Annotated in this window: 28 protein-coding genes and 1 pseudogene; 16 read left to right on the top strand and 13 right to left on the bottom strand. The window is 68.3% G+C overall.

Features of this window, described 5'->3' with window-relative positions; translation table 11 throughout:
• Window positions 1-65: 65 nt before the first annotated feature.
• Window positions 66-2,063 carry an acetate--CoA ligase gene (acs, locus tag M3M54_RS15770; protein WP_249019977.1) on the top strand — a complete coding sequence of 666 codons (1,998 nt, stop codon included), beginning with the start codon at window positions 66-68 and terminating at the stop codon, window positions 2,061-2,063.
• 64 nt (window positions 2,064-2,127) lie between these two features.
• On the opposite strand, the gene M3M54_RS15765 is transcribed toward acs, so the two are convergent.
• A complete protein-coding gene (locus tag M3M54_RS15765) occupies window positions 2,128-2,982 on the bottom strand; it encodes a hypothetical protein (RefSeq protein WP_249019976.1) in 855 nt (284 codons plus the stop codon).
• Window positions 2,983-3,028: 46 nt separating this feature from the next.
• Between M3M54_RS15765 and M3M54_RS15760 the strand changes: the two genes are divergently transcribed.
• The 3 genes from M3M54_RS15760 to M3M54_RS15750 are packed head-to-tail and all read left to right on the top strand — an operon-like array spanning window position 3,029 to window position 4,292.
• Window positions 3,029-3,301, top strand: coding sequence for a hypothetical protein (locus M3M54_RS15760; RefSeq protein WP_249019975.1), 273 nt, complete (start codon window positions 3,029-3,031; stop codon window positions 3,299-3,301).
• Between the two features lie 18 nt (window positions 3,302-3,319).
• Complete coding sequence (locus M3M54_RS15755; RefSeq protein ID WP_249019974.1) at window positions 3,320-3,817, top strand: GNAT family N-acetyltransferase; 498 nt, start codon at window positions 3,320-3,322, stop codon at window positions 3,815-3,817.
• Between the two features lie 7 nt (window positions 3,818-3,824).
• Window positions 3,825-4,292 (top strand): NUDIX hydrolase, encoded by a 468-nt coding sequence (locus M3M54_RS15750; RefSeq protein WP_249019973.1) that lies wholly within the window; start codon window positions 3,825-3,827, stop codon window positions 4,290-4,292.
• A gap of 40 nt (window positions 4,293-4,332) precedes the next feature.
• Here M3M54_RS15750 and M3M54_RS15745 read toward each other — a convergent pair whose 3' ends face one another.
• Together M3M54_RS15745 and M3M54_RS15740 are read right to left on the bottom strand one after the other, a co-directional pair.
• The gene (locus M3M54_RS15745) at window positions 4,333-4,731 is read right to left on the bottom strand and encodes a type II toxin-antitoxin system VapC family toxin (RefSeq protein WP_249019972.1); all 399 of its coding nucleotides are present in this window, start codon (window positions 4,729-4,731) and stop codon (window positions 4,333-4,335) included.
• A complete protein-coding gene (locus tag M3M54_RS15740; RefSeq protein ID WP_249019971.1) occupies window positions 4,728-4,958 on the bottom strand; it encodes a hypothetical protein in 231 nt (76 codons plus the stop codon). The genes M3M54_RS15745 and M3M54_RS15740 overlap by 4 nt, the downstream gene beginning before the upstream one ends.
• A gap of 173 nt (window positions 4,959-5,131) precedes the next feature.
• Here M3M54_RS15740 and M3M54_RS15735 point away from each other — a divergent pair, with 173 nt between their 5' ends.
• From M3M54_RS15735 to M3M54_RS15720, 4 genes are all read left to right on the top strand, one after another.
• On the top strand, window positions 5,132-7,105 hold the full coding sequence (locus tag M3M54_RS15735; protein WP_249019970.1) for a S9 family peptidase: 1,974 nt from the start codon (window positions 5,132-5,134) through the stop codon (window positions 7,103-7,105).
• Between the two features lie 231 nt (window positions 7,106-7,336).
• On the top strand, window positions 7,337-7,606 hold the full coding sequence (locus M3M54_RS15730; RefSeq protein WP_256465794.1) for a type II toxin-antitoxin system Phd/YefM family antitoxin: 270 nt from the start codon (window positions 7,337-7,339) through the stop codon (window positions 7,604-7,606).
• Window positions 7,590-8,009, top strand: a complete 420-nt coding sequence (locus M3M54_RS15725) for a type II toxin-antitoxin system VapC family toxin (protein ID WP_249019968.1) — start codon at window positions 7,590-7,592, stop codon at window positions 8,007-8,009. The genes M3M54_RS15730 and M3M54_RS15725 overlap by 17 nt, the downstream gene beginning before the upstream one ends.
• Before the next feature lie 206 nt (window positions 8,010-8,215).
• Window positions 8,216-8,836, top strand: coding sequence for a DJ-1/PfpI family protein (locus M3M54_RS15720; protein ID WP_249019967.1), 621 nt, complete (start codon window positions 8,216-8,218; stop codon window positions 8,834-8,836).
• Window positions 8,837-8,903: 67 nt separating this feature from the next.
• On the opposite strand, the pseudogene M3M54_RS17105 reads toward M3M54_RS15720, so the two are convergent.
• Window positions 8,904-9,254, bottom strand: a pseudogene (locus tag M3M54_RS17105) (type II toxin-antitoxin system VapC family toxin); the annotation flags it as partial.
• A 2-nt stretch (window positions 9,255-9,256) separates the two neighbouring features.
• Here M3M54_RS17105 and M3M54_RS15715 point away from each other — a divergent pair.
• Window positions 9,257-9,442: a hypothetical protein gene (locus M3M54_RS15715; RefSeq protein ID WP_249019966.1), complete on the top strand. Its 186-nt coding sequence runs from the start codon at window positions 9,257-9,259 to the stop codon at window positions 9,440-9,442.
• An 86-nt stretch (window positions 9,443-9,528) separates the two neighbouring features.
• Here M3M54_RS15715 and bcp read toward each other — a convergent pair whose 3' ends face one another.
• The 3 genes from bcp to pstS form a co-directional block, all read right to left on the bottom strand.
• Window positions 9,529-9,990, bottom strand: a complete 462-nt coding sequence (bcp, locus tag M3M54_RS15710; protein ID WP_249019965.1) for a thioredoxin-dependent thiol peroxidase — start codon at window positions 9,988-9,990, stop codon at window positions 9,529-9,531.
• A gap of 34 nt (window positions 9,991-10,024) precedes the next feature.
• Complete coding sequence (locus M3M54_RS15705) at window positions 10,025-11,296, bottom strand: MFS transporter (RefSeq protein WP_249019964.1); 1,272 nt, start codon at window positions 11,294-11,296, stop codon at window positions 10,025-10,027.
• Between the two features lie 142 nt (window positions 11,297-11,438).
• A complete protein-coding gene (gene pstS, locus M3M54_RS15700; RefSeq protein WP_249019963.1) occupies window positions 11,439-12,575 on the bottom strand; it encodes a phosphate ABC transporter substrate-binding protein PstS in 1,137 nt (378 codons plus the stop codon).
• 159 nt (window positions 12,576-12,734) lie between these two features.
• On the opposite strand from pstS, the gene pstC reads away from it, so the two are divergent.
• From pstC to M3M54_RS15680, 5 genes are all read left to right on the top strand, one after another.
• Window positions 12,735-13,730 (top strand): phosphate ABC transporter permease subunit PstC, encoded by a 996-nt coding sequence (pstC, locus tag M3M54_RS15695; RefSeq protein ID WP_249019962.1) that lies wholly within the window; start codon window positions 12,735-12,737, stop codon window positions 13,728-13,730.
• A complete protein-coding gene (pstA, locus tag M3M54_RS15690; protein WP_249019961.1) occupies window positions 13,727-14,629 on the top strand; it encodes a phosphate ABC transporter permease PstA in 903 nt (300 codons plus the stop codon). The genes pstC and pstA overlap by 4 nt, the downstream gene beginning before the upstream one ends.
• A 31-nt stretch (window positions 14,630-14,660) precedes the next feature.
• Window positions 14,661-15,527 carry a phosphate ABC transporter ATP-binding protein PstB gene (gene pstB, locus M3M54_RS15685; protein ID WP_249019960.1) on the top strand — a complete coding sequence of 289 codons (867 nt, stop codon included), beginning with the start codon at window positions 14,661-14,663 and terminating at the stop codon, window positions 15,525-15,527.
• Window positions 15,528-15,665: 138 nt separating this feature from the next.
• Complete coding sequence (locus M3M54_RS17100; protein ID WP_371878604.1) at window positions 15,666-15,875, top strand: type II toxin-antitoxin system CcdA family antitoxin; 210 nt, start codon at window positions 15,666-15,668, stop codon at window positions 15,873-15,875.
• Complete coding sequence (locus M3M54_RS15680; protein WP_249019959.1) at window positions 15,842-16,177, top strand: type II toxin-antitoxin system PemK/MazF family toxin; 336 nt, start codon at window positions 15,842-15,844, stop codon at window positions 16,175-16,177. The genes M3M54_RS17100 and M3M54_RS15680 overlap by 34 nt, the downstream gene beginning before the upstream one ends.
• Before the next feature lie 54 nt (window positions 16,178-16,231).
• Here the strand turns inward: M3M54_RS15680 and M3M54_RS15675 are convergent, their stop codons facing one another.
• A complete protein-coding gene (locus M3M54_RS15675; protein WP_249019958.1) occupies window positions 16,232-17,110 on the bottom strand; it encodes a DNA-formamidopyrimidine glycosylase family protein in 879 nt (292 codons plus the stop codon).
• Between the two features lie 86 nt (window positions 17,111-17,196).
• Here M3M54_RS15675 and M3M54_RS15670 point away from each other — a divergent pair, with 86 nt between their 5' ends.
• Window positions 17,197-17,496 (top strand): hypothetical protein, encoded by a 300-nt coding sequence (locus tag M3M54_RS15670; protein WP_249019957.1) that lies wholly within the window; start codon window positions 17,197-17,199, stop codon window positions 17,494-17,496.
• A gap of 33 nt (window positions 17,497-17,529) precedes the next feature.
• Here the strand turns inward: M3M54_RS15670 and M3M54_RS15665 are convergent, their stop codons facing one another.
• The 5 genes from M3M54_RS15665 to M3M54_RS15645 all read right to left on the bottom strand — a co-directional run bounded on the left by M3M54_RS15665 (window position 17,530) and on the right by M3M54_RS15645 (window position 22,728).
• Entirely contained in the window at window positions 17,530-19,035 is a 1,506-nt protein-coding gene (locus M3M54_RS15665) for an aldehyde dehydrogenase family protein (protein WP_249019956.1), read from the bottom strand.
• Window positions 19,036-19,050: 15 nt separating this feature from the next.
• The gene (locus M3M54_RS15660; RefSeq protein ID WP_249019955.1) at window positions 19,051-19,509 is read right to left on the bottom strand and encodes a peptidylprolyl isomerase; all 459 of its coding nucleotides are present in this window, start codon (window positions 19,507-19,509) and stop codon (window positions 19,051-19,053) included.
• 141 nt (window positions 19,510-19,650) lie between these two features.
• The gene (locus tag M3M54_RS15655; RefSeq protein WP_249019954.1) at window positions 19,651-20,463 is read right to left on the bottom strand and encodes a hypothetical protein; all 813 of its coding nucleotides are present in this window, start codon (window positions 20,461-20,463) and stop codon (window positions 19,651-19,653) included.
• Between the two features lie 210 nt (window positions 20,464-20,673).
• On the bottom strand, window positions 20,674-22,101 hold the full coding sequence (locus M3M54_RS15650) for a DEAD/DEAH box helicase (RefSeq protein ID WP_249019953.1): 1,428 nt from the start codon (window positions 22,099-22,101) through the stop codon (window positions 20,674-20,676).
• Window positions 22,102-22,143: 42 nt separating this feature from the next.
• Complete coding sequence (locus M3M54_RS15645) at window positions 22,144-22,728, bottom strand: hypothetical protein (protein ID WP_249019952.1); 585 nt, start codon at window positions 22,726-22,728, stop codon at window positions 22,144-22,146.
• Between the two features lie 82 nt (window positions 22,729-22,810).
• On the opposite strand from M3M54_RS15645, the gene lipB reads away from it, so the two are divergent.
• Window positions 22,811-23,512 carry a lipoyl(octanoyl) transferase LipB gene (gene lipB / locus M3M54_RS15640; protein ID WP_249019951.1) on the top strand — a complete coding sequence of 234 codons (702 nt, stop codon included), beginning with the start codon at window positions 22,811-22,813 and terminating at the stop codon, window positions 23,510-23,512.
• Window positions 23,513-23,516: the final 4 nt, after the last annotated feature.

The raw sequence follows: 23,516 nt of genomic DNA, 5'->3' as shown, positions 1-23,516 counted from the left end.
CGGACGCGCCCGACCAAGCCCTTGGTCGGGCGCGTCCCACGTTTTTAACGCGAGGGAGATTCGATATGGCACAGGGACAGACGGCGCGCGACGAGAACGAGCTCGAGCACGAGCTGGCGGCGATGCTCGACATCGAGCGTTTCGAGCCACCGGCGGAGTTCGTCAAACACGCGAACCTCACCGATCCGGCGATCTACGAGCAGGCGGACTCGGACTGGCAGGGCTGGTGGGCCAGCCAGGCTGAGCGTCTGCACTGGTTCAAACGCTGGGATCAGGTGCTCGATGACTCAAACCCCCCGTTCTACAAGTGGTTCACCGGCGGCAAGCTGAACGTCTCCTACAACTGCCTTGACCGCCACGTCGAGGCCGGCCTCGGCGACCGCGTGGCCTACCACTGGCATGGTGAGGAGGGCGAGGAGCTCGATATCACCTACGCCGATCTGCTCGACCGTGTGCAGCGCTTCGCCAACGCGCTGAAGGACCTCGGGATCGAGAAGGGCGACGTCGTCGGGATCTACATGGGCATGATCCCCGAGGTTGTCGTCTCAATGCTCGCCTGCGCGCGCATCGGCGCGATCCACAACGTCGTCTTCGGCGGCTTCTCGGCCGAGTCGGTGCGCGAGCGCATGGAGTTCTCGCAGGCCAAGGCGCTGATCACCGTTGACGGCGCCGCCCGCAAGGGCAACGTCGCCCCGGTCAAGCAGAACGTGGATGCGGTGATGGGCGACCTCGAGCACCTGAAGCACATCATCGTCGTGCGCTCCAAGGGCACCGAGTGCGAGATGAAGGCGGGACGCGACGTCTGGTATCACGAGATCGTCGCGGCGGCCGCCGAGGTCTGCCCACCGGAGGAGATGGATGCCGAGGACCCGCTGTTCATCCTCTACACATCGGGATCGACGGCAAAGCCGAAGGGGATCGTCCACACCACCGGCGGCTACCTGACCGGCGCCTCAAGCACGCACCAGAACGTCTTTGACCTCCACGCCGACACCGACACCTACTGGTGCTGCGCGGATGTGGGCTGGATCACGGGCCACACCTACATCGTCTACGGGCCGCTGGCCAACGCCACCACCGGGATCATGTATGAGGGTGCGCCGGACTACCCGCACCGCGGGATCTGGTGGGAGCTCGTGGAGCGCTACAAGGCGACGATCTTCTACACCGCGCCGACCGCGATCCGCGCCTGCATCAAGTGGGGCGCCGAGCATCCCGACCGCTTCGACCTCTCCTCGCTCAGACTGCTCGGGACGGTCGGTGAGCCGATCAACCCCAAGGCGTGGCTGTGGTACCACAAGGTGATCGGCGGCGAGCGCTGCCCGATCGTCGACACCTGGTGGCAGACCGAAACGGGGGCGATCATGATCTCGCCGCTACCCGGCATCACCGCCACCAAACCGGGGTCTGCGACCAGGCCGCTACCAGGCGTCCTCGCCGAGGTGGTGGACGAGCACGAGGGCAAGCCGATCGATCAGGGCCAGGGGCTCTTGGTGCTCAAGCGGCCGTGGCCGTCGATGCTGCGCACCCTCTACAAGGAGGATGACCGCTTCGTCCAGGTCTACTTCAAGAAGTTCGGCATCGACACCTACTTTGTCGGTGACGCCGCCCGCAGAGACAAGGACGGCTACTTCTGGGTGATCGGCCGGGTCGACGACGTCGTCAACGTCTCCGGCCACCGCCTCTCAACCGCCGAGGTGGAGTCGGCGGTCGTGGCCTGCGAATCGGTGGCCGAGTGCGCCGTGATCGGCCAATCCGACGAGCTGACCGGACAGGCGATCACAGCCTTCGTCACCCTGCAGGGCACAATCGACGGCACGCCCGAGATCGAGGATGAGATCCGCGCCGGCGTGGCCGAGCGGATCGGCAAGTTCGCCCGCCCCAAGCGGATCATCTTCGCCGACGATCTGCCCAAGACCCGCTCGGGCAAGATCATGCGCCGGCTTCTGCGCGACATCGCCGAGGGCCGCGCGCTCGGCGACGTGACAACCCTGCGCGATCCGAGTGTGATGGCCGTCCTGGAGGAGAAGATCCAGGCCGAGCAGGCCGCCGAGGAGAGCTAGGCCGCCGGAGCGCTGCGGCGGTGGGGGTGGCCAGCGGGCCACCCCCACCGGCTGACGGCCCCGCCTACTTGCGGCGCTTGCGCTTGGCGCGCCCGGCCCGGGGGTTCGGCGGCGTCTCGTGTGACTCGACCGCGGCAAATACCTCTGAGTCTGAGACACGGCGGCGGCGCTGCGCCTTGGTGCCGCGCTGGTCGGGTCCGCGCTGCAGTGGCGTCCACGGCATCGCTGTGCCGCTCTCCCAGGCCGGAGGGTCGCCGCTCGGCCAGCGGCGGTAGAGCAGCACCGCGGTTGAGGCCAGCCAGAAGCCCTGAACGATCGGGGTCAGCAGCGGCACGCCGATGATGAACAGCGCGCCCGCAACCACGCCCGCGTAGCCGATCGTGCGCGGGATCAGGCCGACGCGCATGACGCTCAGGACGACCAGCACGACGCCGACCGCCATCAGCAGGTCACCGAGTTCGAGCACGAGCTGTGGCAGGAACCAGATGGACGAGCTGAACAGGTGCGCCGCCTCCGGGTAGCCCTGGTTGCCGGTGGTGACGAACTGGTGGGCCTTGATCGTGAACAGCACGGTGTACACCATCGCCATCACCGCCGCGATCGCGGCGCCACCGGACGCCGTCCAGCGGGTCGCGGTCCGCAGCGTCGGCTCGCGCGCCTGGGAGATTCGGTGCAGCCAGTAGACCAGGGCGGACATGGCCAGCAGACCGATCATGTCGACGGCCGAGCCGATCAGGTCGATGGTCGCGCGGGCGTTCTCGGTGATCAGGGTGACGGTCGCTTCGCTGACCGGCGGCTGGGGTCCGGAGAGCTCGAGAAGTTGGGACAGGACCAGGCCGATCGCCGCGACAAAGGCGACCACCGCCCAGCGCGAACGGGTGCGCGACTCGTACTGAACCTGGTCTGAGACGATCGCCATTCGCAGGCGATGTTAGAGAAGCGCGCCGAGGGAGTACGATTGGGTCATGGAAGGCAGCGGCTTTGGCGGTCTCTTCGGGGACCCAGACGAGATTCAGCGGCGGCTAGGTGAGTTCGCCGAGCAGATGCAGGGCGCTCAGCGGATCGCCTGGGCGGACAATGCGATCAAGCTGGCCGTGGACCTGACGGTCGCGGCCATTAACCGCATGAACATCCAGGGGACCACCGAGCAGCAGGCAGAGCAGCTGCGCGCCACGATGGCGGTCGTGTTCCCTGAGGCAGTGACACTCGTGCGCGAGGCGCGCGAGGGTCTAGCCTGACATCGGGCGCGAGGCCGCGTGCTGCGGCTGCGTCCCTTTCGGGCTGATGACGAGCTGGCCGCCCGGGCCGCGCACGAGGAGATGCGGGCCGAGTTTCCGTTCCTGCTCGACTACGTGCCCAGCGACCCATGGTGGGAATACCTGCGACGCCGCGAGGCCAACCGGCATGGCGAGCTGCTGCCGACTCGCTGGGTGCCCACCACCTTCCTGGCGGCCGTGGACGACGGCCGCCTGGTGGGACGCGCATCGATCAGGCACGAGCTCAACGACTGGCTTGCCCGCTACGGCGGGCACATCGGCTACGCGGTCATGCCCGCCGAGCGCCGCCGCGGGTACGGCACCGAGATCCTGCGTCAGTCGCTGGTGGTCGCGCGGTCGCTCGGGATCGAACCGGTGCTCGTCACCTGCGACGTCGACAACATCGCTTCGGCCGGGGTGATCGAGCGCTGCGGTGGTGAGTTCGAGTCAGTCGTCGCCGGCGACGGCGCACCCAAGCGCCGTTACTGGTTTCGGTGAGCTGCCGATGACCGGCCATGGGATGCCGAGTCCGTTCTACCGCGTGTCGGTCAAGGCGCTGGTGGCAGACGGCGCGGGACGCCTGCTGATCCTGCAGAACAGCGACCTGACCTGGGAGCTTCCGGGCGGCGGCTGGGAGCACGGAGAGACGCTCGAGCAGTGCCTAAAGCGCGAGATCGACGAGGAGCTGGGAGTGGCGGTGGCGGCGATCGACAGCGGGCTCGTGCACCCGAGCGTCGGGCTCTCCCAAAACGCCAGCTACCCGTGGTTGAAGCTTGCCCTGCCGGTCGCGCTGGCCAGCCACGAGTTCAGGATCGGACGGCGGGAGGAGCGAATGCGCGCGGTGCGCTACATGACGCTTGCGGAGTTCGCCCAGGTGCAGATGCACCGCTCGGATCGCTGCCTGCAGAATGACGCCAAGCGGCTGTGGGAGATCGCGGCCTCAAGCAGCCTGGCCAGCGGGCACCAGACGTGAAGGACGAGGTCCCGACATGGCTGCTGGGTGTCGGCCGGTGCTACGGCGTGCTGACCGCGCAGCGCAGGCCGGGAGCGGCGGCGATGCGCCTGTCCAGCGTGACCAGGGCAGTGCTGGTGAGTTCGGCGAGCGCAACGTAGCTGCCGTCGTAGGTCGACAGGTTGTCTCGCAGCTCCCAGGCGCGCTTGGCGAGCAGCTCATACGGCCACTGTTCGATGGCGAGATGGAGCAGATCGAGGTGCGCCTGGGCCGCCTGATCGGCGCTGATCAGCCCGGCCAGCTCGTGGCGGCGGATGATGTTGGCGGCTTCGAACTCGATCAGGCTCGGCGCCAGCAGGCCCGCATCGCTCAGCTCGCTGGTCGCCCAGCGGCCATCCGGCCCGCCATCCAGCAGCATGGCCACGATCGCCGAGGCATCGCAGACGACTCGCCGGCTCACCGGCGGTCAGCGTCACGGGCGACGAGGATCGCCGCAGCATCAACGCGCGCGCCTGTCGCCTCCACCCGCCCGCGCGCGCGGGCGATCACATCCGCGACCGGCGGGTGCGCGGTCGCGTCGATCAGCATCGCGCGCAGGTACTCCTGCAGCGACTTGCCGGCGCGCGCAGCCCTTGCTGCAAGCTCGTCCCGAACATCGTCGGGCACGTCCCGAACCGTGATTGCCACACCCACTAGCTGCACTTTAGCAGCATTGCTGCTGTGATGCCAGCAACAACTGCATGGTTGCCTGCTCATCGCTGATGCCAGGAGTTGTCGCGGAGCCGGGGATCTGGGAGACTCGGGTCGGGAGCATGGGACGCAAGCCGCTTGAGGCGAGAGATCTGGGCAGTGTTCGGTGGGTGGGTGACGCACAGCTGTCTGCGGACGGCGCCCAGATCGCCTGGGTGCAGACCGCGCTCGACCGCGATCTCGACCGGCCGGTCACCAACATCATGGTGGCGCCGAGCGAGGGTGGCGCGCCTCGCCGTTTCACCGAGGGTCCCGGTGACAGCACTCCAAGGTGGTCCCCTGACGGGCGTTATCTCGCATATCTGTCGGTGGTCGAGGACTCGCCCGCGCTGCACCTCGCGCCGCTGGCTGGAGGCGTGCCACTGCGGGTCAAAGCGCCCGGACCGGTGAGTTTTCTGGCGTGGTCGGCGTCCGGGCACGCGTTGGTGTTGGTGGTCACCGTGATCGCTGAGCCGCCCGCAGCGGACGGCCCGAGCAGAGAGAGCGCGCCGAAGGTGGTCCGCGGTCTGCTCAACCGGCTCGACGGGCGCGGCTACCTCGCCGGCCGCAACCAGCTCTTCATCTACACCGTCGCTGACGGGTCGCTGCGACAGCTGACCACCGGTGACTATGACCACAGTCAGCCGTGCTGGTCGCCGGACGGCAGCGTGATCGCCTGCTTCTCAAACCGCACGCGTCAGCGCGACGACGACCTGCTCTTCACGGATCTCTGGCTGATCCCGACCGCCCAAGGACGCTCGCGCAAGGCCGTGTCGAGGGTGCTCGACGGGTCAGAGCCAGCGTTCTCGCCCGACGGCAAGCAGATCGCGTTTCTTGGCACGGTCGGCTCCGCCCGGCCACTGGTGGGCCGCAACCAACGCCTGCAGGTGATGCCGGCCGACGGTTCGGACCAGCCCATGCCGGTGGCAGCCGACCTTGACCGCCCGATCACGGCAGGGCTCTCGGGTAGCGCCTACACCTGGATCTCAAACCGTGAGCTGCTCTTCTGCGTCGCCGACCACGGCACGATCAGCATGCAGCGCGCCAGGCTCGGCGAGCGGCTGCCGCGGACCGTTGTCACCGGTGACCGGCAGGTCATGGGCGTGAGCGTCGCTAGGCGCGGTAAGACACTCTTGGCAGCCTTCACCGCCACCTGGGTCGATAAACCGACCGAGGTCTTCTGCCTTGACCTAGACGCGGAGAACGGTCGCGCCCGCCGGGTGAGCGACGCAGGTAGGGGCGTTCTGGATGCCTTTGAGCTTTTGCCGGCCAAGCGCCTCAGCGCCAGGGCGCGAGATGGCAAGGAGATTGAGTACTTCATCATCAGCCCCCGCTCCGGCGAGCGCCCGCCGCCGATGTTCCTCGAGATTCACGGTGGCCCCCAGATGTGGAACCCCCTCGACCCTGTGTTCTACAGCTACCAGGTGCTCGCCGCCGCCGGTTATGCGGTCGTTTTGCCGAACCCGCGCGGCAGCATCGGCTACGGCGAGCAGTTCGCAATGGCGGTCAACGAGGACTGGGGAGGCGAGGATTACCACGACCTGCTCGCGTGTGCCGATGATGCGATCCGGCGCGGCCTGGCTGACGAGGATCGCCAGTTCGTGGGCGGCTACTCCTACGGCGGCTACATGTCGGCCTGGATCATCGGCCACACGGACCGGTTCCGGGCGGCCTGTGTGGGCGCGCCCGTGATCGATCTGGTCGCCGAGTTCGGCGCGAGCGATGCCGGCCCGTGGCTGGCCGAGGAGCTTGGTGGCGACCCCTGGGATCCAAGCGGTGTGCTGCAGGAGCGCTCGCCGCTCAAACACGTGCCCAACGTGAACACGCCCGTGCTGCTGTACGTCTTCGAGGGCGACCTGCGTTGCCCGCCCGACCAGGCAGACGCGCTCTATACCGGCCTGCGCTGGCACCACAGGGAGGTCGAGTACGTGCGCTACCCGGGTGGGTCGCACATGTCCATAGCCGACTTTGGCGCGCCGCCGTCGCAGAGCGAGGACCGCCTCAACCGGATACTCGCGTTCCTGGCCAAGCACGGCGGCGTCAAAACTGGGCGCGCCGCCGTGGCCACGCGGCCAGCGCGCAAACGCCGCAAGCCGAACGCCTGACGGTCGGCGCAAGGCTCGCGTTCGGCGGCGGGCATCGCGGCTTCCTTGACCGCCTCCAGCCCCCAAACCTCCCGCCGCGAGCGAGCTTTGTGCACTTGGGGCGATGGCAGCGCACCACGTGCACAAAGCTCATGCCAGAGCGGAGATTTGGGGCCGAGGGGCGGTCAGAGGGGCCACTCCAGGGCTACGAAGCGATCGACTTCGCCCCTGGACGGTGATACCGTGTGATACATGGGCGCGAATGTCACGGTCAGAGACCTTCGAAACCACGGCGGAGAGGTCCTGGCACGCGTGCAGGAGGGCGAGACGCTGACCGTCACGTCGCATGGCGCGCCGGTCGCGGAGCTGCGCCCGATTAAAGGCCGCTATCTGACCACGGCCGAGCTCCTGGCGCGCAAGCGGAAGCTGTCGGCGATGGATGCGGACCGCCTGCGCGCCGACATAGACGCGGTCATCGACCAGACCATCGACGACCCGTACGCGCGTGCCCAGCAATCCTGAGCGCGGGTTGCTAGACACATCGACGTTCATCCACAGTGAGCGGGTGGCCAGTCCCGGCGACTCGCTGCCCGCCCAAGTCTGCCTGAGTGCAATCACTCTCGCCGAGCTTTCACTCGGGCCGCTGCTTGTGGACGATCCGGCCGAACGCGCCAGGCGCCAGCAGCACGTTCAACTGGCCGCCGAGGTGGAGATGCTGCCGTTCGACGCCGCCTGTGCGCAGATGTTCGCGCCGATCGCCGCGCACCTGCATGCCGAGGGCGGCAAGCGCCGAGCGCGGGCCTTCGATGCGCTCATCGCGGCGACAGCCATCGCGAACGGTCTGCCGCTCTACACCGGCAACTCCAAGGATTTCGAGGGCATTCCTGGACTCGACCTCCGTCCCGTGCCCGTACCGGCTGCCTGACGAGGCTCAGCCAGCCAGCACGGCCAGCACCTGCGCGTCGTGCTCGGAGTAGTCAAAGACTGTCGCGGACTGACGTCACCGCCAACGACATCGGCGACGCTACGGAACCTACGCGAGTCCAGAGAAGGGAGCAAAGCAGGCTCAGGATTAGTCATATATGCGGTGCGCGGGTGCTCGCGGTAGTGGGGCTTTCGTAAGCGTCGCCGGTGCCCAACGACCCGCGTCGCCTTTCCGTCGTGCTCTTCGAGGGATTCGAGCTGCTGGACGTGTTCGGGCCGGTGGAGCTGTTCGGCCTGGTGCCCGACCACCTCGCAGTCGAGTTCATCGGTCCCGAGGCGGGGCCGGTTGCGAGCAGCCAGGGCGTTGAGGCGGTCGCGACCATCCGCTACGCGAGGGCCCCGACCCCGGACATCGTGCTCGTTCCCGGCGGACAAGGCACGCGATCACTCGTCAGTGACAGCGCGTTTCTAACTTGGCTGCGTGACTGGTCCGCCTCCGCGTCGTTGGTGACATCGGTATGCACGGGTTCCGCGCTCCTGGCGGCGGCAGGCTTGCTCGACGACTACCGGGCGACATCTAACAAGGCGGCTTTCGAGTGGGTGCGCCAGCATGGCGAGAACGTCGAGTGGGTTGCGGAGGCTCGATGGGTCGAGGACGGCGACCGTTGGACATCATCGGGCATAGCGGCAGGGATGGACATGGCCGCCGCGCTGCTGGCGAACCTGTTCGGCAACGACGTGGCGGAGACTGCCACGACCCGCGCCGAGCTTGAAACTCACAAAGACGCGACCTGGGACCCATTCGCCAAGATCCACGGCCTGGTCTAAGTGTGCAGCGACTCAGGGCAGACGGAGAACGCGGGCTCGTGCCAAGGACGCCGACGGCAGCTTGGTATAGCCCGTTGTCGCCGGTCAGCAGCGTCGACCCTCTGACGGCCTCGGCCAGCGCGAGGTAGCTCGCGTCATAGCTTGAGAGGTTGTGGCGCAGATCCCAGACGCGCGGACGAAGCATCCGGTGGCGATAGCGCACGATGTGCGCGGCCTCCAACTCCTGCGCCGCTGCGTCGCCGTCGGCCTCCGTGATCTCGCTCCGACGGACTAGGCGACGAAGCGTATTCAGACACTCAAGGTCGATCATCTCGGGGGCGTGCATCGGCTCTCGGCCGACGACCTCGGCTACGAACGCAGCACCACCAGACCTGTCGAGCAACAGCTCGACAAGCGCCGTCGCGTCGATGACGATCACCGGTGACGGAGGTTCCCGTCAAGCTGCTCTTCGCGCTCAGCACGTTGGGCGCGTACAGCCTCAGCGATTGGCGGCCCGGTGTACGGCTTGTGGCCGGGCCGGGAGCGGATCTCCGCGAGCAGATCAGCGGCGGCAAGCTTCCCCCCGGCGTTGCGGAGCTGGTCATCCATCTCCGCTCGCTCGGCTAAAGTCATCTCTTTCCAGATATCGCGCGCGGTGCTTGACATACCCGCATCGTATTACTGCGCCCAGCAGCAATCCGCCCAGGCGAGCGCTACTCAGCCAGCGCCGCCAGCACCTGCGCGTCGTGCTCGGCGGGCTTGACCTTGCGGAAGACCGCCTTGACCACGCCGTCGGGGTCGATCACGAAGGTCGTGCGCTCGTTGCCGAAGTAGGTCTTGCCGTACATCGACTTCTGCACCCAGACGCCGTAGGACTCGGCCACCGCATGGTCCTCGTCGGAGAGCAGCGTGAAGCCGAGCTCGTACTTTTCGGCGAACTTGGCGATCGGCTTGACGGGGTCCGGTGAGACGCCGAGTACAACCGCGCCCAGCTTCGCGTAGTCGGCGCGGTGGTCGCGCACGCCGCAGGCCTGCGTCGTGCATCCGGGGGTATCGGCCTTGGGGTAGAAGTAGAGGACGACCGGCTTGCCGCGCAGCGCGGAGAGGGTCACAGGCTCGCCGTGCTGGTCAGGCAGCGTGAAGTCGGGGGCGGGGGTTCCAGGTTCGATGGCCATGGGGGCATCGTAGCTGCCGCTGGCACCACACCCGCTACGGACCCGCTTGCGCCTGGGCCAGGGCGCCCGACTCGTGCTGCAGGTCGGTCATCCGGTCCACACCTGCCAGCTGCGGGAAGAGTCCGGCCCAGCCGGCCGCGATCGCGACCGTCAAGAGGCCACCACCGACCACGGCGGTGATCGTGCCAAACAGGGTGGCTGCCAGCCCGGACTCGAAGGCGCCCAGCTGGTTTGAGGCGGAGATGAACACGAGCTCGACAGCATTGACCCGGCCGCGCAGCGCATCCGGCGTGGCAAGCGCCGAGGTCGTCGAGCGGATGTTCATCGAGAACATGTCGACGAACCCGCTCGCCGCCAGCGCCGCTAGCGACAGCTCGAAGTTGCGCGACAGGCCGAAGACGACGATGGACAGGCCAAAGGCCGCAACGACACCGAGCAGGACACGGCCCGCGTGCCTTGAGACCGGCCGGCGCAGCATGAAGAGCGCCCCAAAGATGGCGCCCACCGCGGGTGCCGCACGCAGCGCACCAAGGCCGACCGCGCCCACGTGCAGGTAGTGGGCGGCAAAGATCGGCAGCAGCGCCACCGCCCCACCGAACAGGACCGCGAAGAGGTCAAGCAGGATCGCGCCGAGCACGATCGGCGTGCGGCGCAGGAAGCGCAGCCCCTCGAGCACCGAGCGCAGGCTCGCGGCCTGCCTGCGAGCCTCAACGCCAGCCTGCGCCCCCACACCCGGGCCGATCAGCAGCGCCAGGGCGGTGCTGACGAGCAGCGCGACTGCGGCCAGCAGGTAGACCGCGGTGGGCGAGAGCGCGTAGACCAGCCCGCCGACCGCCGGCCCGATGATCCCCGCCCCCTGCCCGGCGAACGAGCGCAGCACCATGGCGTTGGGGATCAAATCGCGGCCGACGAGCACCGGCGGCATCGCGCGTGAGGCGGGCGAGCCGATCGCCATCGTCACCCCAGCACCGAGCGCCAGGGCAAAGTACGGTGTCGGCGCGTGCACGCCGGCAGCGGTGATCGCGGCCAGGCCGAGCGCGACGCCTGAGCCGAGGAAGGTTGCGGTGGCGAGCACGCGCTGGCGCGGGAAGCGGTCGGCGATGTGTCCGGCCGGCAGCGCCAGCACGAACAGCGGGATGAACTCCGCCAGCCCGATCCACCCCAGATCCAGCGCGCTGTGCTGGTGGGAGTAGACCGACCAGCCGATGATCACCTCGAGCATCTGCAGCGCCACGCTCATCGCGAAGCTGGCGCCAAACCACATGCGGAAGTCGCGCACCGCGAGCGCTGGAGCAAGTCGCCTCACGCGCTCACAAGCTAGCGGCCTGGGCAGAGCGTGCCGCTCGAGCGAGCAGTCAAGGCGAGGGGGGCGGCAGGCAAAGCCTGCCGCCCCCCTCATAAGGACAACCGCTAACGGCTCGGCCCTGTGGGCCGGTCCCGAAGTGCAGCTACAGAGAGCCCACGACCTTCGCGTCGGCCGCCGCGACCGCGGCTGGCAGCGGGGCAAACTGGATCGAGGGACCCTTCGCCTGCTCCTTGGCGCTGATCGCGAACTTGATGAACCGCTTCACCAGCGGCAGGTTCGCGGAGTTCGGGCGGACGAGCACATAGGTGAAGGTCGAGAGCGGGTAGGCATTGGCCTCCTCCTTCTGGAGGGCGGTGAGCTTCGGCGTGACCATCACCATCTTCTTGCCGCGCTTGACCTTCCGGGCCTTCGGGCCCGTGTAGGGGCAATCGACCACCGCCAGCGCGTTGGCGATCGTGTCGGCCGTGCCCGGGTTGAGGTTGCGGAAGTTAGGCACCTTCTTGAGGATCGCGCTGGCCGCGTCGGCCACGTTCTTCACGTACGGGTAGATGAACCTGCCGGCGTTGTTCTCGACAGCGACCGCGTGCAGGTGGTCGTCGTGGATGTAGAACCACGAGTTGTTGCCGATCGCGCCCACCGTGGAGCTGACGATCTCAGCCACACCGCTGTTGCCGTCGCCGCCGGTGCCGGTCGGCCAGTTGACCGACGTGGCGTAACCGACATTGGTCGCCCACGCCTGGCTGACATCGGAGAGGTAGTGCGTGAAGGCGTAGGTGTCACCCGAGCCGTCGCTGCGGTGCACGGGCGTGATCTTCAGGTTGGGAAGCTTCTCGCCAGGGTTGAGCTTCTTGATCGCCGGGCTGTCCCAGTTGGTGATCCGTCCGAGGAAGATCTCGGCGATCACCGGCCCGGAGAGCTGCAGCGTCTTGACGCCGGGCAGGTTGTAGGAGAGGCCCGTCGAGGCAAGCGCCCACGGGATCTCGATGCAGCCCGAGCAGGCGGCGGACTGTGACGAGGTCAGCGGCCCGTCGGAGGCGCCGAAATTGACCGTGTTAGCCGTGATCTGGGAGATCCCGGCGCCGGAGCCGACGGCGCCGTAGGTGACGGTGTTGCCCGTCGCTTTCTGAAAGTCTGGCGCCCAGATGTTCTCGACCGCCGGCGCGACGAGCGTGGAACCGGCGCCGGTGATCGAACCGGCAAAGGCGTTGGCACTACCGGCCAGCGCGAACGAGCCCACAGCCGCTGCGGCGACCGTCAGGCTCAGCAAGTGACGTCTCATAGTTACGAGCTTCCTCCTGGTTGATACGGGTACGCGCCACAGCGTCGCGCCTAACTCCAGGCTGCGCGTGACCAACCGGTGAGCATGCTGTTTCTATCTTGTGAACGCTTACGGCCCACTCCCCAGATGTGAACACAGGGCTGTTTATGATCCGCCCGCATGAGCATCCAGGGCACCGCCTCGAGCACCTCACTTTCACCCACCGGCCGGGCCGGCGGGCGCTTCGGCGACCGGCTGCTGACCGTGCTCACCAGTGGTGCAGCGCTCGCGACGATCGCGGTGCTGGTGCTGCTGGTCGAGCAGGTGGTGAACGGCTCGAGCCTCTCGATCTCGGCGTTCGGACTGGGCTTCCTGTGGCACTCGACCTGGAACCCGACGCTCTCAGCCGGCGCGGTGAACGCGAACGTCTACGGCGCCGCCGTGCTGATCTATGGAACCGTCGTGACCTCGGTGATCGCACTGGTCATCGCGGTGCCGCTGGGGGTCGCGATCGCCGTGTACCTGGCCGTGCTCGCACACGGGCGCGTGGGTGCGGTGATCGGCCCGCTGGTCGAGCTGCTCGCGGCAGTTCCAAGCGTGATTCTCGGCCTGTGGGGGATCATCGTCCTGGCACCCTTTTTGCGCACGACGATCGAACCGGCGCTGCACGCGGCGCTGGGCTGGATCCCGATCTTCGGTGCGCCGAACCCGACCGGCCTGGGCGTCTTCACCGCAGGTGTCGTGCTGGCGATCATGGTCCTGCCGATCATCGCCGCCGTCTGCCGCGACCTGTTTTTGACCGTGCCACAGGATCTCAAGGACGGCGCGCTTGCACTGGGCATGACGCGCTGGGAGATGATCCGCGGCGTGGTGCTCGACTCCTCGCGCGCCGGCATCGGCGCCGCCACGATCCTCGGCCTCAGCCGCGCACTGGGCGAGGCGATCGCGGTCACCCAGGTGATCGGTACCGGCTCGACGATCACCGCAAGCCTCTTTCAGAACGGCGACACGCTCGCAAGCCGGATCGCCGAGCAGTTCATCGGCACCGTCAGCCGGCTGCAGACGGCGTCGCTCTTTTACTGCGCGCTTGTGCTGCTGGTGATGGAGCTGATCGCAAACCTCGCCGCACAGCTCATCACCCGCCGCTTCCAGAAGCGCAGGGGGCTCGCGCTGTGAGCACGGCAACCGGCTCTTCGACAACGCTGCTTGGCGCCGAGGACCGCAACCTGCGGCGCCGACGCTTGACCGACAGGCTCATGCGCCTGAGCGCAACCGCAGCCGCCGGCCTTGCGGTTGCAGTGCTCGCGATCGTCGTCGGCTCGGTCCTCATCAAGGGCGCAAGCGCGCTCTCGATCCCGTTTCTCACGCAGAACCCTGCGGTGGGCCTCGGGGCCGTGGGCGGCGGGATCGCCAACGCGATCGTGGGCAGCGCGCTGATCGTCGCCGTCGGCACCGCGATGGCGCTGCCGCTGGGCATCCTGATCGCGCTCTACCTCACCGAGTTTGCGACGCCGCGCACGGCGCCGCCCATCAGGCTCGTGCTCGACCTGCTCAACGGCACGCCGACGATCGTGATCGGCGTCTTCATCTTCGGCCTGCTCGTGGTCTCCCACAGCCAGACCGGCTTTGCGGCGTCGATCGCGCTGGCGATCATCATGCTGCCGCTCATGGCGCGTACGACCCAGGAGATGCTGCTCTTGGTTCCAGGCGACCTGCGCAACGCCGCGCACGCCCTCGGCGTCAGGCGCTGGCGCATGATCCTCGGCATCGTTCTGCCCTCGGCGCTCGGCGGCATCCTCACCGGCGCGATCCTGGCCATCGCCCGCGCCTTCGGCGAGACCGCGCCGCTGCTTCTGTGCGACTCGGTCTTTGGCAACACCACCACCCTGAACATATTCGGGACCGCGATCCCGAACATCCCGATCGACATCTACCGCTACTCGGAGTCTGGATTCCCCAGCGATCACGCCCGCGCGTGGGGTGCCGCGCTGGTGCTGATCGCGCTCATCCTGGTGGGCAACCTCTCCGCTCGTGCGATGCTCGCAAGGCAGCGGCGGAAGCTGGCCGGCCGATGATCGCACCCAATCGACAAGGAGACCTGCGCAGATGAGCCTCAGCCCCCCCGAGAAGACCGCCGAACAGGAGCGCTCGCTGCTGAACGTGGAGGTCGCAGGCGAGAGCGCGGTGGCCACCGGCAGCACCGAGGTCGTCTATGAGCTGCGCGGCGTCGATGTCCATTACGGCCAGGCGCTCGCGGTCGGCGGCATCAACATGCGGATTCACAAGAACGTGATCACCGCGATCATCGGCCCGTCGGGCTGTGGCAAGAGCACGATGCTGCGAACCCTCAATCGCATGAACGATGCGATCCCCGGTTTCAGACTCTCCGGCGAGGTCCTCTACCACGACCGCAGCATCTACGAGCGCAACATCGACCCCGTCGAGGTGCGCCGGCGCATCGGCATGGTGTTCCAGCGCCCCAACCCGTTCCCGAAGTCGATCTACGAGAACATCGCCTGGGCGCCCCGCATACTCGGCCTGCGCGCCGATCTCGAGGAGCGGGTCGAGAACGCGCTGCGCGGCGCCGCGCTCTGGGACGAGGTCAAGGATCGCCTCAAGCAGAGCGCTCTGGGACTCTCTGGCGGTCAGCAGCAGCGCCTGTGCATCGCACGCGCGCTGGCGATTGAGCCGGACGTCCTGCTGCTCGACGAGCCGTGCTCGGCGCTTGACCCGATCGCCACCGCCTCGGTCGAGGAGCTGATGCACGAGCTCAGGCGCGACTACACGCAGGTGATCGTCACCCACAACATGCAGCAGGCGGCGCGCGTGGCTGACCGCACCGCCTTCTTCAGCCTGAACGTGGAGAACGGCTCGCGCAGCGGCGTGCTCGTCGAATACGACACAACCAAGACGATCTTCACGAGCCCCGGCGATCAGCGCACGGCCGATTACATCGCCGGCAGGTTCGGCTGAAGCAGCGAGGCAGGCAACGCCAGCAGGCAGCGGTGCGGTTCACGGGAGCGGCTCCGGCCTCGCCGGCCCACAGCAGCGCCAACCACGATGCTCCCGGCAGGCATCATCTACCGCGACACAAGTAGCTAGCATCAGGGTATGGCACCGACCCGGACGACCTTTACCTTGGACAGCGAGCTAGCCCTCCAGGCGCAGGGGTTGGGCATCAACATCTCAGCAGCAGCACGCAAGGGAGTGGCTGACGCCGTACGGACGGCGATGGCACAAGCCGATCGTGACGCGTACCTGCGAGCACCCGAACGGCCCGACAGCGGTTGGGTCCAAGCCGAATCCTGGGGCACGCCCTGAAGCGCGGCGAGGTCTGGCTCGCCGAGGTCGGCGCCAAGCGGCGTCCTGTGCTCGTGCTCACCCGGACCGCGGTGCTGGATGTCCGGCTGCTCGTGACCGTTGCCGAGATCACCACGTCCGTCCGCGGGCTCGCAGCGGAGGTCGCACTGGACGACACGATCGGCCTTGACCAGCCGTCGGTGGTCAACTGCGACGGCCTTCACACCGTGACGCAGGCGTCGCTCAGCGAGTTCGTCGGCTCGGTCAGTGACAGCACGATGTCACAGGTGTGCATCGCCGCCCGCTATGCGCTTGGCTGTTGATCGGGCATCACGTTTGGGGTCGAACGTCCTCTCCACGGGTCGCGCACGCCATGACTACTTCAAAAGCCGGCTGAGCCTGCGGTCCTTGAGCACCCTGCCGCCGGTCTGGCAGGTCGGGCAGTAACACATCACGTGCTCCTCGTAGAAGACGGCCTCGATCGTCGTCGCGCAGCGCGGGCAGGGCTCGCCGTTGCGCCGGTGCACGGCCAGCGGCATCGGCAGCTTGTCGGGCAGCGGCAGCGCGAGCTCCCGCTCGTAGTGGGCGACCGCCCGGCCCAGGCACTCATGGATCGCATCGGCCAGCAGCGCGGCCTCCTCGAGCGTCAGATCGCTGCCGCGCTTGAAGGGTGAGAGCCGCGCGGCGTGCAGGATCTCGTCAACCCACGAGCGGCCGATGCCGGCGATCACGTGCTGGTCACGCAGCGCCGCATGCACCGGGCGCGGCTCCCGCAACGCCGCGCGCAGCGCCTCCGGCTCGAGCGTGTCCGGCCACGCCTCCGGGCCGAGCGCCTGAAGCGTCTCATCGCGACCGAGCTCGCTGTTGCGGATCAGCTTGACCCAGGCCTGCTGCCTTGTCCCGAACTCGCGCAGGCGCAGCTCACGCCCGTCGGCCAGGCGCAAGAGCACCCGGGAGCTGCGGTCGCGGGGCGCGGCGGGGCGGTCGAAGAGCTGCAGGCGCCCCGCCGACATGAGGTGCACCACCAGCGTCAGGTCAGCCGGCGGTCCAGCAGGACCGCCGGCGTGCAGATCGATCAAAAACAGCTTGCCGCGGCGGCGAATCGCCAGCACCTCAGCGCCGGCGAGCACGGTGAGCGGCGGGTCGAAGCTCTTCACGGCGTTGATCCCGGGGGCGGTAGCCGACTCGATCACGGCTCCGGCCAGGGTGGCGCCGATCAGCCTCGCGGTGATTTCTACCTCGGGCAGTTCGGGCACGGCTGATCAGGGTATAGAGCAAGGTGCGATGCGATTCCTAACAAACCTTGATCTGGCTTTAACTGACGCGACCGAAGCTGAGAGACATGAGTGACATTCTCGCCATCGTCGAGCAGGCCGACTCCGACGAGCAGCTGATCGACGAGATCGCCCTGCGCCACCCGGATCGCGTGACCGTGCTGGTCGAGGACGGCTCGCTCGAGACAGCTCAAGCGGACGGCAGCCCTCGGTCGGGCGCACTCAGCGAACGGCTCGCCAGGCTCTTGGCCGCGATCGAGCAGCGCACCGGCGCGGTCGTGGTGGGTCTCGCGGGCAGTCGCGAGCAGCTGCGGGGCTGGCGCTTTGACCGCATCGTCGGCGCCCACGGCCCGATCCCGGCGCTCTGACGCCACCGGCCGCTGGCGGACCTGGGTGCCGGCTCAGCCCCGCAGCCGGGCGCGCCGCCCGTAAACCGTGCGCTGCAGCCGGGCCAGGAGTCGTGTGACGCGCGCGCTGTAGGGGAACATGAAGAGCTCCCGGCGCAGGCCGAAGCCGCTCACCAGGATCGACTGGGTGTGGCAGTACTTGCGGATGCCCTCGGCGCCGTGGCGGGTGCCCAGGCCCGAGCGCTTCCAGCCGCCCATCGGCAGGTTCAGCGCGAAGTAGTTTATCTGGGCCGCGTTCACACACACCGCGCCGACCTCAAGCCGGCGGGCGAGCCGCTCGCCGCGCGGCGCATCGCGCGTGAACACGCTGGCCTGCAGGCCGTAATCGGAGTCGTTGGCGAGCCTGACCGCCTCGTCGATATCGGCGACGCGCATGATCGGCAGCACCGGGCCGAAGGTCTCCTCGCGCATCGTCAGCATCGTGTGGTCAACGTCGACCAGCACCGTCGGCTCATAGAAGCGGCCGTCCCCGGAGCCGCGGCCATGGCCGCCCACGAGCGCCCGCGCACCGCGCTCGAGCGCGTCGCGCACGTGCGCGTCGATCGTCTCGAACTGCGGCGGGAAGGTGATCGCGCCGAGCTCGACGCTGCCGGGGCCGGCGGGCGGGCCCTGGCGCAGGGCGCGGACCTTCTCAACTACCCGGCGTACGAACTCGTCATAGACCGGCGCCTCGACGTAGACACGCTCGACCGAGATGCACACCTGCCCCGAATTGTTCATCGCGTAGTAGGCGGCGGCGTTGGCCGCCTTCTCGATGTCGGCGTCGGCGCAGACGATCATCGCGTCGTTGCCGCCGAGCTCGAGGTGACAGGGGATGAGCCGCTCGGCGGCCGCGACCGCCACCGCCCGGCCGGTGCGCGTGGACCCCGTGAACATCACGCAATCAACGCGCGCGACCAGGGCCACGCCCGTCTGAGCGTCGCCCGTGGCGACCTGGAAGACGCCGTCCGGCATGCCGCAGGCGGACAGCATCTCCGCCATCAGCAGCGCTGATAGCGGCGTCACCTCGCTGGGCTTGAGGATCACGGCGTTGCCGGCCATCAGCGCCGGGATGCAGTCGCCAAAGCCGTTGACAAGCGGGAAGTTCCAGGGCCCAATCACGCCCACCACACCCAGCGGCACACGGCGCAGCACGAGCCGCTTGCCCGCCAGGACCGGGTTGCCCCAGTAGTGGGAGCGCTCGTCTGCCAGGTAGCGCTCGCTGTGAGCGGCCCAGAAGCCGAGTGCCTGCACGCTGTAGCCGAAGTCGGTGAGCTGCGCGTCCTCGTAGGTTTTGCCGGTCTCGGCCACGACCGTGTCGATCACCCGCTGCGTGTTCTCAAGCAGCCAGCGCTGCGCCCGCCACATGACCGCCGCACGGGCTGCGAAGCCCAGCTCCTGCCATGCGGGCTGGGCCGCGCGCGCACGGCTGTGAAGCTCCGCCACCTGCGCGGCGTCCATCAGCGGCACCTCGGCGAGCGTCGCGCCGGTTGCCGGGTTGGCGACGGCGATCGTGCCCACTGCGCGAGCGGCCCGTCAGTCGCCGAGCTCGACCGACTCGATCACAGCGGGCTCCTTGGGCCGGTCACGGCCGTCGGTCGGCAGCCCCTCGATCGCGTCCACCGCATCCATGCCCTCGGTCACCTGCCCAAACACCGTGTGCTTGCCATCGAGCCACGGGGCCGATGCGGTCGTCACGATGAAGAACTGCGAGCCGTTGGTGTTCGGGCCCGCGTTGGCCATGGCGATCGCCCCGCGCACGACCTTGTGGTCGTTGAACTCGTCGGCGAACGTGTAACCGGGCCCGCCCGTGCCGGTGCCCAGCGGGCAGCCACCCTGAATCATGAAGTCCGGGATGACGCGGTGAAAGCTCAGGCCGTCGTAGAAGCCGTCCGTTGAGAGCTTGCGGAAGTTCGCGACGGTCTCGGGGGCATCAGCGTCGAAGAACTCGAGCGTGATCGTGCCGTGGTTGGTGTGCAGCTTTGCTGTGCTCATGCTCTGACCGTAGCTGTTCGGAAGACAAAACGGCCCGCCCATCCAAACCCGAGGCTTCAGAGCACGGGTGTCGGACCGACGGGCCGCTGTGCGACCGGTTCCGCCGCGCCCATCAATGCGGGCGCGGCGGAACCCTCCACGTTACGGCCGGACTGAAGCAGCCGTCGTGGTCGTCGTCGTCGTTGTCGCCGTCGTCGGCGGCGCCAGCGTCGTCGCGTAGACCGTGGCCGAGGCGTTGAGCACGCCCGCGCCGGTGATGCCACCGGTGGTGGCGTCCATGCAGGTCACCGAGGCGGTGCTGCTGTTCGGGCTCTCAGGCTGGATCACCGTCAGCGGGATCGACGCGGAGGCCGTCGCCTGGCCGACCGGCAGGTAGATGCTGACCATGCGGGTCTCGGTCGCCGTCGTGGCGGTGCCGGAGGCCAGCGTGCAGCTCACGTTGATGGTCTGCGCCGCCACGTCGTTGTTGCCGGTCACCGTGATGTATGGGGCGGCCTGCACCATGTACTCGGTCCCTCCGGCCAGCGACATGCTCGCGATCGTGGCCGCCGTCGTCGTGAACGGCTTGGCGGTCGCCACACCGGTGTCAAACTCGCTCGGCGAGGTGGACCCGCAGGTCACGCCACCCTCGATGTTGACCGAGGTCATCGCCTGGTTGGCAGCCATGCACGTGCCATTGACACGCAGCTGCACCTGGTTCTTGTCGACGCGTACGACGCCGACCGCGCCCGGCATGATCTTGCGATAGCCAACCGACTCGTTGGCGAGCTTCGGGTTTGTCACGGCAAACGTCCTCAGCTGGGCTGAGCCGACGCTGTGCGCGGGCAGCACCACTGCCGCATAGCTTGCACCACCGAGTGACAGGAACAGGGCGGCCAGTGCCACCATCATCGCCGGGGACGGCCGGTGCAGCCGGCTCGTTCGGCCGCGCAGCAGGGAGCTTGGTTTGCGCATATAACGCCTCCAGTTGTCTTTGAGTTACTTCCACTGAATCCAACACGGCGGGGCGTGCGGAGTCGCGGTCTTGGCTTTGTCCTGCCTATACCCGGATCGGCCCATTCCGAACAGGTCGCACGGGTAACTGCACAGACCGGGCCTGTAACTGCCCAACGCGCACGGTGTCAGACGCGCAATACCAACGCCGCCGCGGGCGGCGCGTGAAGCTCAGGCGCGGACCAGCTCGAGCCGCAGCGGCCGGCCGTGAAGCTCGACGCCGCTGGCTGCCTGAAGCACGTGGTCGGCGTCCTGGGCTGGGATCTCGGCGAACGCGTAGTGCTCGAGCACGACGACGTTGCGGACCGCCTCGCCGTCGAGCTGCGTGGGGGCCGTGAGCGCGCGGACGACATCGCGCGGCTCGACACCCTCGGCCCGTCCTCCCGCGATGATCAGCTTGCGCAGCTGCGGCTCGCCGCCGTCGCGCTCCGCGTCATGGGGCTTTGAGTGGCGCTTGGGGCGCGGGCGGGCGGGCTCCGCGTCGCCCTGTGCGTCCTTGCTCCAGGGAGTCAGCCTGACGCCCGAGTGCGCTTCGATCGCCTCCACGTCGCGTTGCTGACGCGCCTCGTAGAAGGTGATCGCGCGGCCGCTGCGGCCGACCCGGCCGGTGCGGCCAATGCGGTGCACGTAGATATCCGGCGAGTTCGGCATGTCGAAGTTGATGACGTGCGAGACGGCCGAGATATCGAGCCCGCGCGCGGCGACATCCGTTGCCACGAGGATCGGGGTGCGGCCCTCTTTGAAGCCGATCATCACGCCGTCGCGCGCCCCTTGCGTCATGTCGCCGTGCAGCGCCTTGACGTTCATGCCGTTGTCACGCAGTGTGCGGTACAGCTGCTCGCAGCGGATCTTCGTGCGGCAGAAGACGATCGCCTGGCGCGGGCGTTCGGCGCTCAGCACCTCGAGCAGCGCCGCCACCTTGTCCTTGGAGGCGACCTGCAGGCCAAACTGCGCCACCGTGTCGACGGTCAGCGTCGCTGCCTTGACCTGCACCACAACCGGGTTGTAGAGGTATTGGTCGGCAAGCCGCCTGATCTCAGGCGGCATCGTGGCCGAGAAGAGCGCCGTCTGACGGCTCGACGGAGTCAGCGCCATGATGCGCTCGACATCCTCGAGAAAACCGAGGTCGAGCATCTCGTCAGCCTCGTCGAGCACCACGAAGCGGCAGGAGTGCAGCATCAGCGAATGGCGGCTGATCAGATCCTTGACGCGACCGACCGTGCCGACCACGACATGCCCCCCGGCGCGCAGCTGCGCCTGCTGGCTGCGGATCGGGGCGCCGCCGAACACGGCGACGACATCCACACCCTTGCGCACGCCGTAGGAGCGCAGGGCCTGCGTCACCTGGATGCACAGCTCGCGTGTCGGGGTCAGGACGAGCGCCTGAACCTCGTGCTCGGTGGGATCAACGTAATCGATCAGCGGCAGGCCGAAGGCGGCGGTCTTGCCGGAGCCGGTCTGCGCCTGGCCGATCACGTCCAGCCCCTGCAGCAGATGCGGGATCGCCTGCTCCTGGATCGGGCTGGGTTCGTGGTAGCCGACGTCGGCCAACGCCTCGAGCGTCGGCTGCGACAGTCCCAGTTCGGCAAAACTCGTCATCGCAGCCCACGATAGACGGCCCCGGTCACAGGTGCGGCGCGCCTAACTGCTGCCCTCGGCCAGCAGCCAGTTGGGCTCGGCGCCCGCGTAGTGGACGCTGCGGCCGAACGGCTGCGAGCGGTTGACCACGACGCAATAGTCGCGGCTGCCGCTCACGTCACTCGCGCAGAAGCGGTAGATGAGCGGCTCCTGCATCACATAGGTGTCCAGCGTTCGCACGTCCGCCTGAAAGCTCGCCGGTGCGTGCGCGCCGATGTAGGCCTCCGCGCGGGCGGCTGCGTCCGCGAGTGCCGCGCGGTCGGCCCGCACCGTGCCCTGATTCACAAGACCGGCGGCCAAGAACGCCAGCGTGATCGCGAGCGTCAGGAGCGCTCCCGCATAGTTACGCGCGACCACCGCCGGCATGTCACTCCGCAGGCGGCGCACGACCTGCCCACCCGCGCGTCCGAGCAGCACGATCGCCAGCAGGTTGAGCACCGACGCGAGCAGCCAACCCCCCACCCAGGTCGCGCTGTCGCCGGCGGGCGGCAGCGCATGGATGATCGTCGCGTCAGCGAGGCTGAGGACCAGAAAGGACGGCCACAGCCAGGCGCCGCGCAGGCGCCAGCGCAGGCGGGTGAGGCTCATCAGGCGATCCTACGCAATCGCCGAGGCCCGGACCACCGCGCGCCGTATTTGCAACACCCGCACCCGCTCTAGGATGAATGACATGCCCGAAATGTGGGTCTGTGAGCTGGGCCAGGTCGGCTACCGCGACGCGCTCGCGCTCCAGGAGCGGCTGCGCGAGGCCCGCCAGCGGGGCGCGATCCCCGACACGCTGCTGTTGCTCGAGCACGACCCGCCCGTCTACACGCGCGGGCGTCGCTCTCAGCCCGGCGAGCTCAGCATGGGCGAGGCCTTCTACGCCGCCCGCGGCATCGAGATCATCGAGACCCGTCGCGGCGGCAAGGTCACCTACCACGGCCCCGGCCAGCTCGTCGGCTACCCGATCGTCGCGGTGGAGGACGTGGTCGCCTACGTGCGCCTGCTCGAGCGCGCCCTGATCGCCACGCTCGCGGCGCTCGGCGTAAGCGCCCGCGCCCGTGATGACGAGGGCCCCGACTACACGGGTGTCTGGGTCGATGAGCGCAAGATCGCCTCGATCGGCGTGCACGTCTCCCACGGCGTCACCACCCACGGCTTCGCGCTCAACGTCGAGGCCCGCGCGCTTGAGCCCTTCGGCTGGATCGTCGCCTGCGGCCTGCCCGACGTGCAGATGACGTCGATCGAGTCCGAGGGCCGCCGCGTCGGCGTCACCGACTGCGGCGAGCTCGCCGCTGCTTCGCTCGCCGGCGCGCTCGGCCACGAGGCGCTGCCGGTGACCCGCGCGGCGATCGAACAGGCCACCGGCGCACCAGCGGTACGCTTGTAGCTGT

Source organism: Conexibacter sp. S30A1, assembly GCF_023330665.1.
Classification (GTDB): Bacteria; Actinomycetota; Thermoleophilia; order Solirubrobacterales; family Solirubrobacteraceae; genus Palsa-465.
This window is presented reverse-complemented; position numbering and strand designations above follow the sequence as displayed.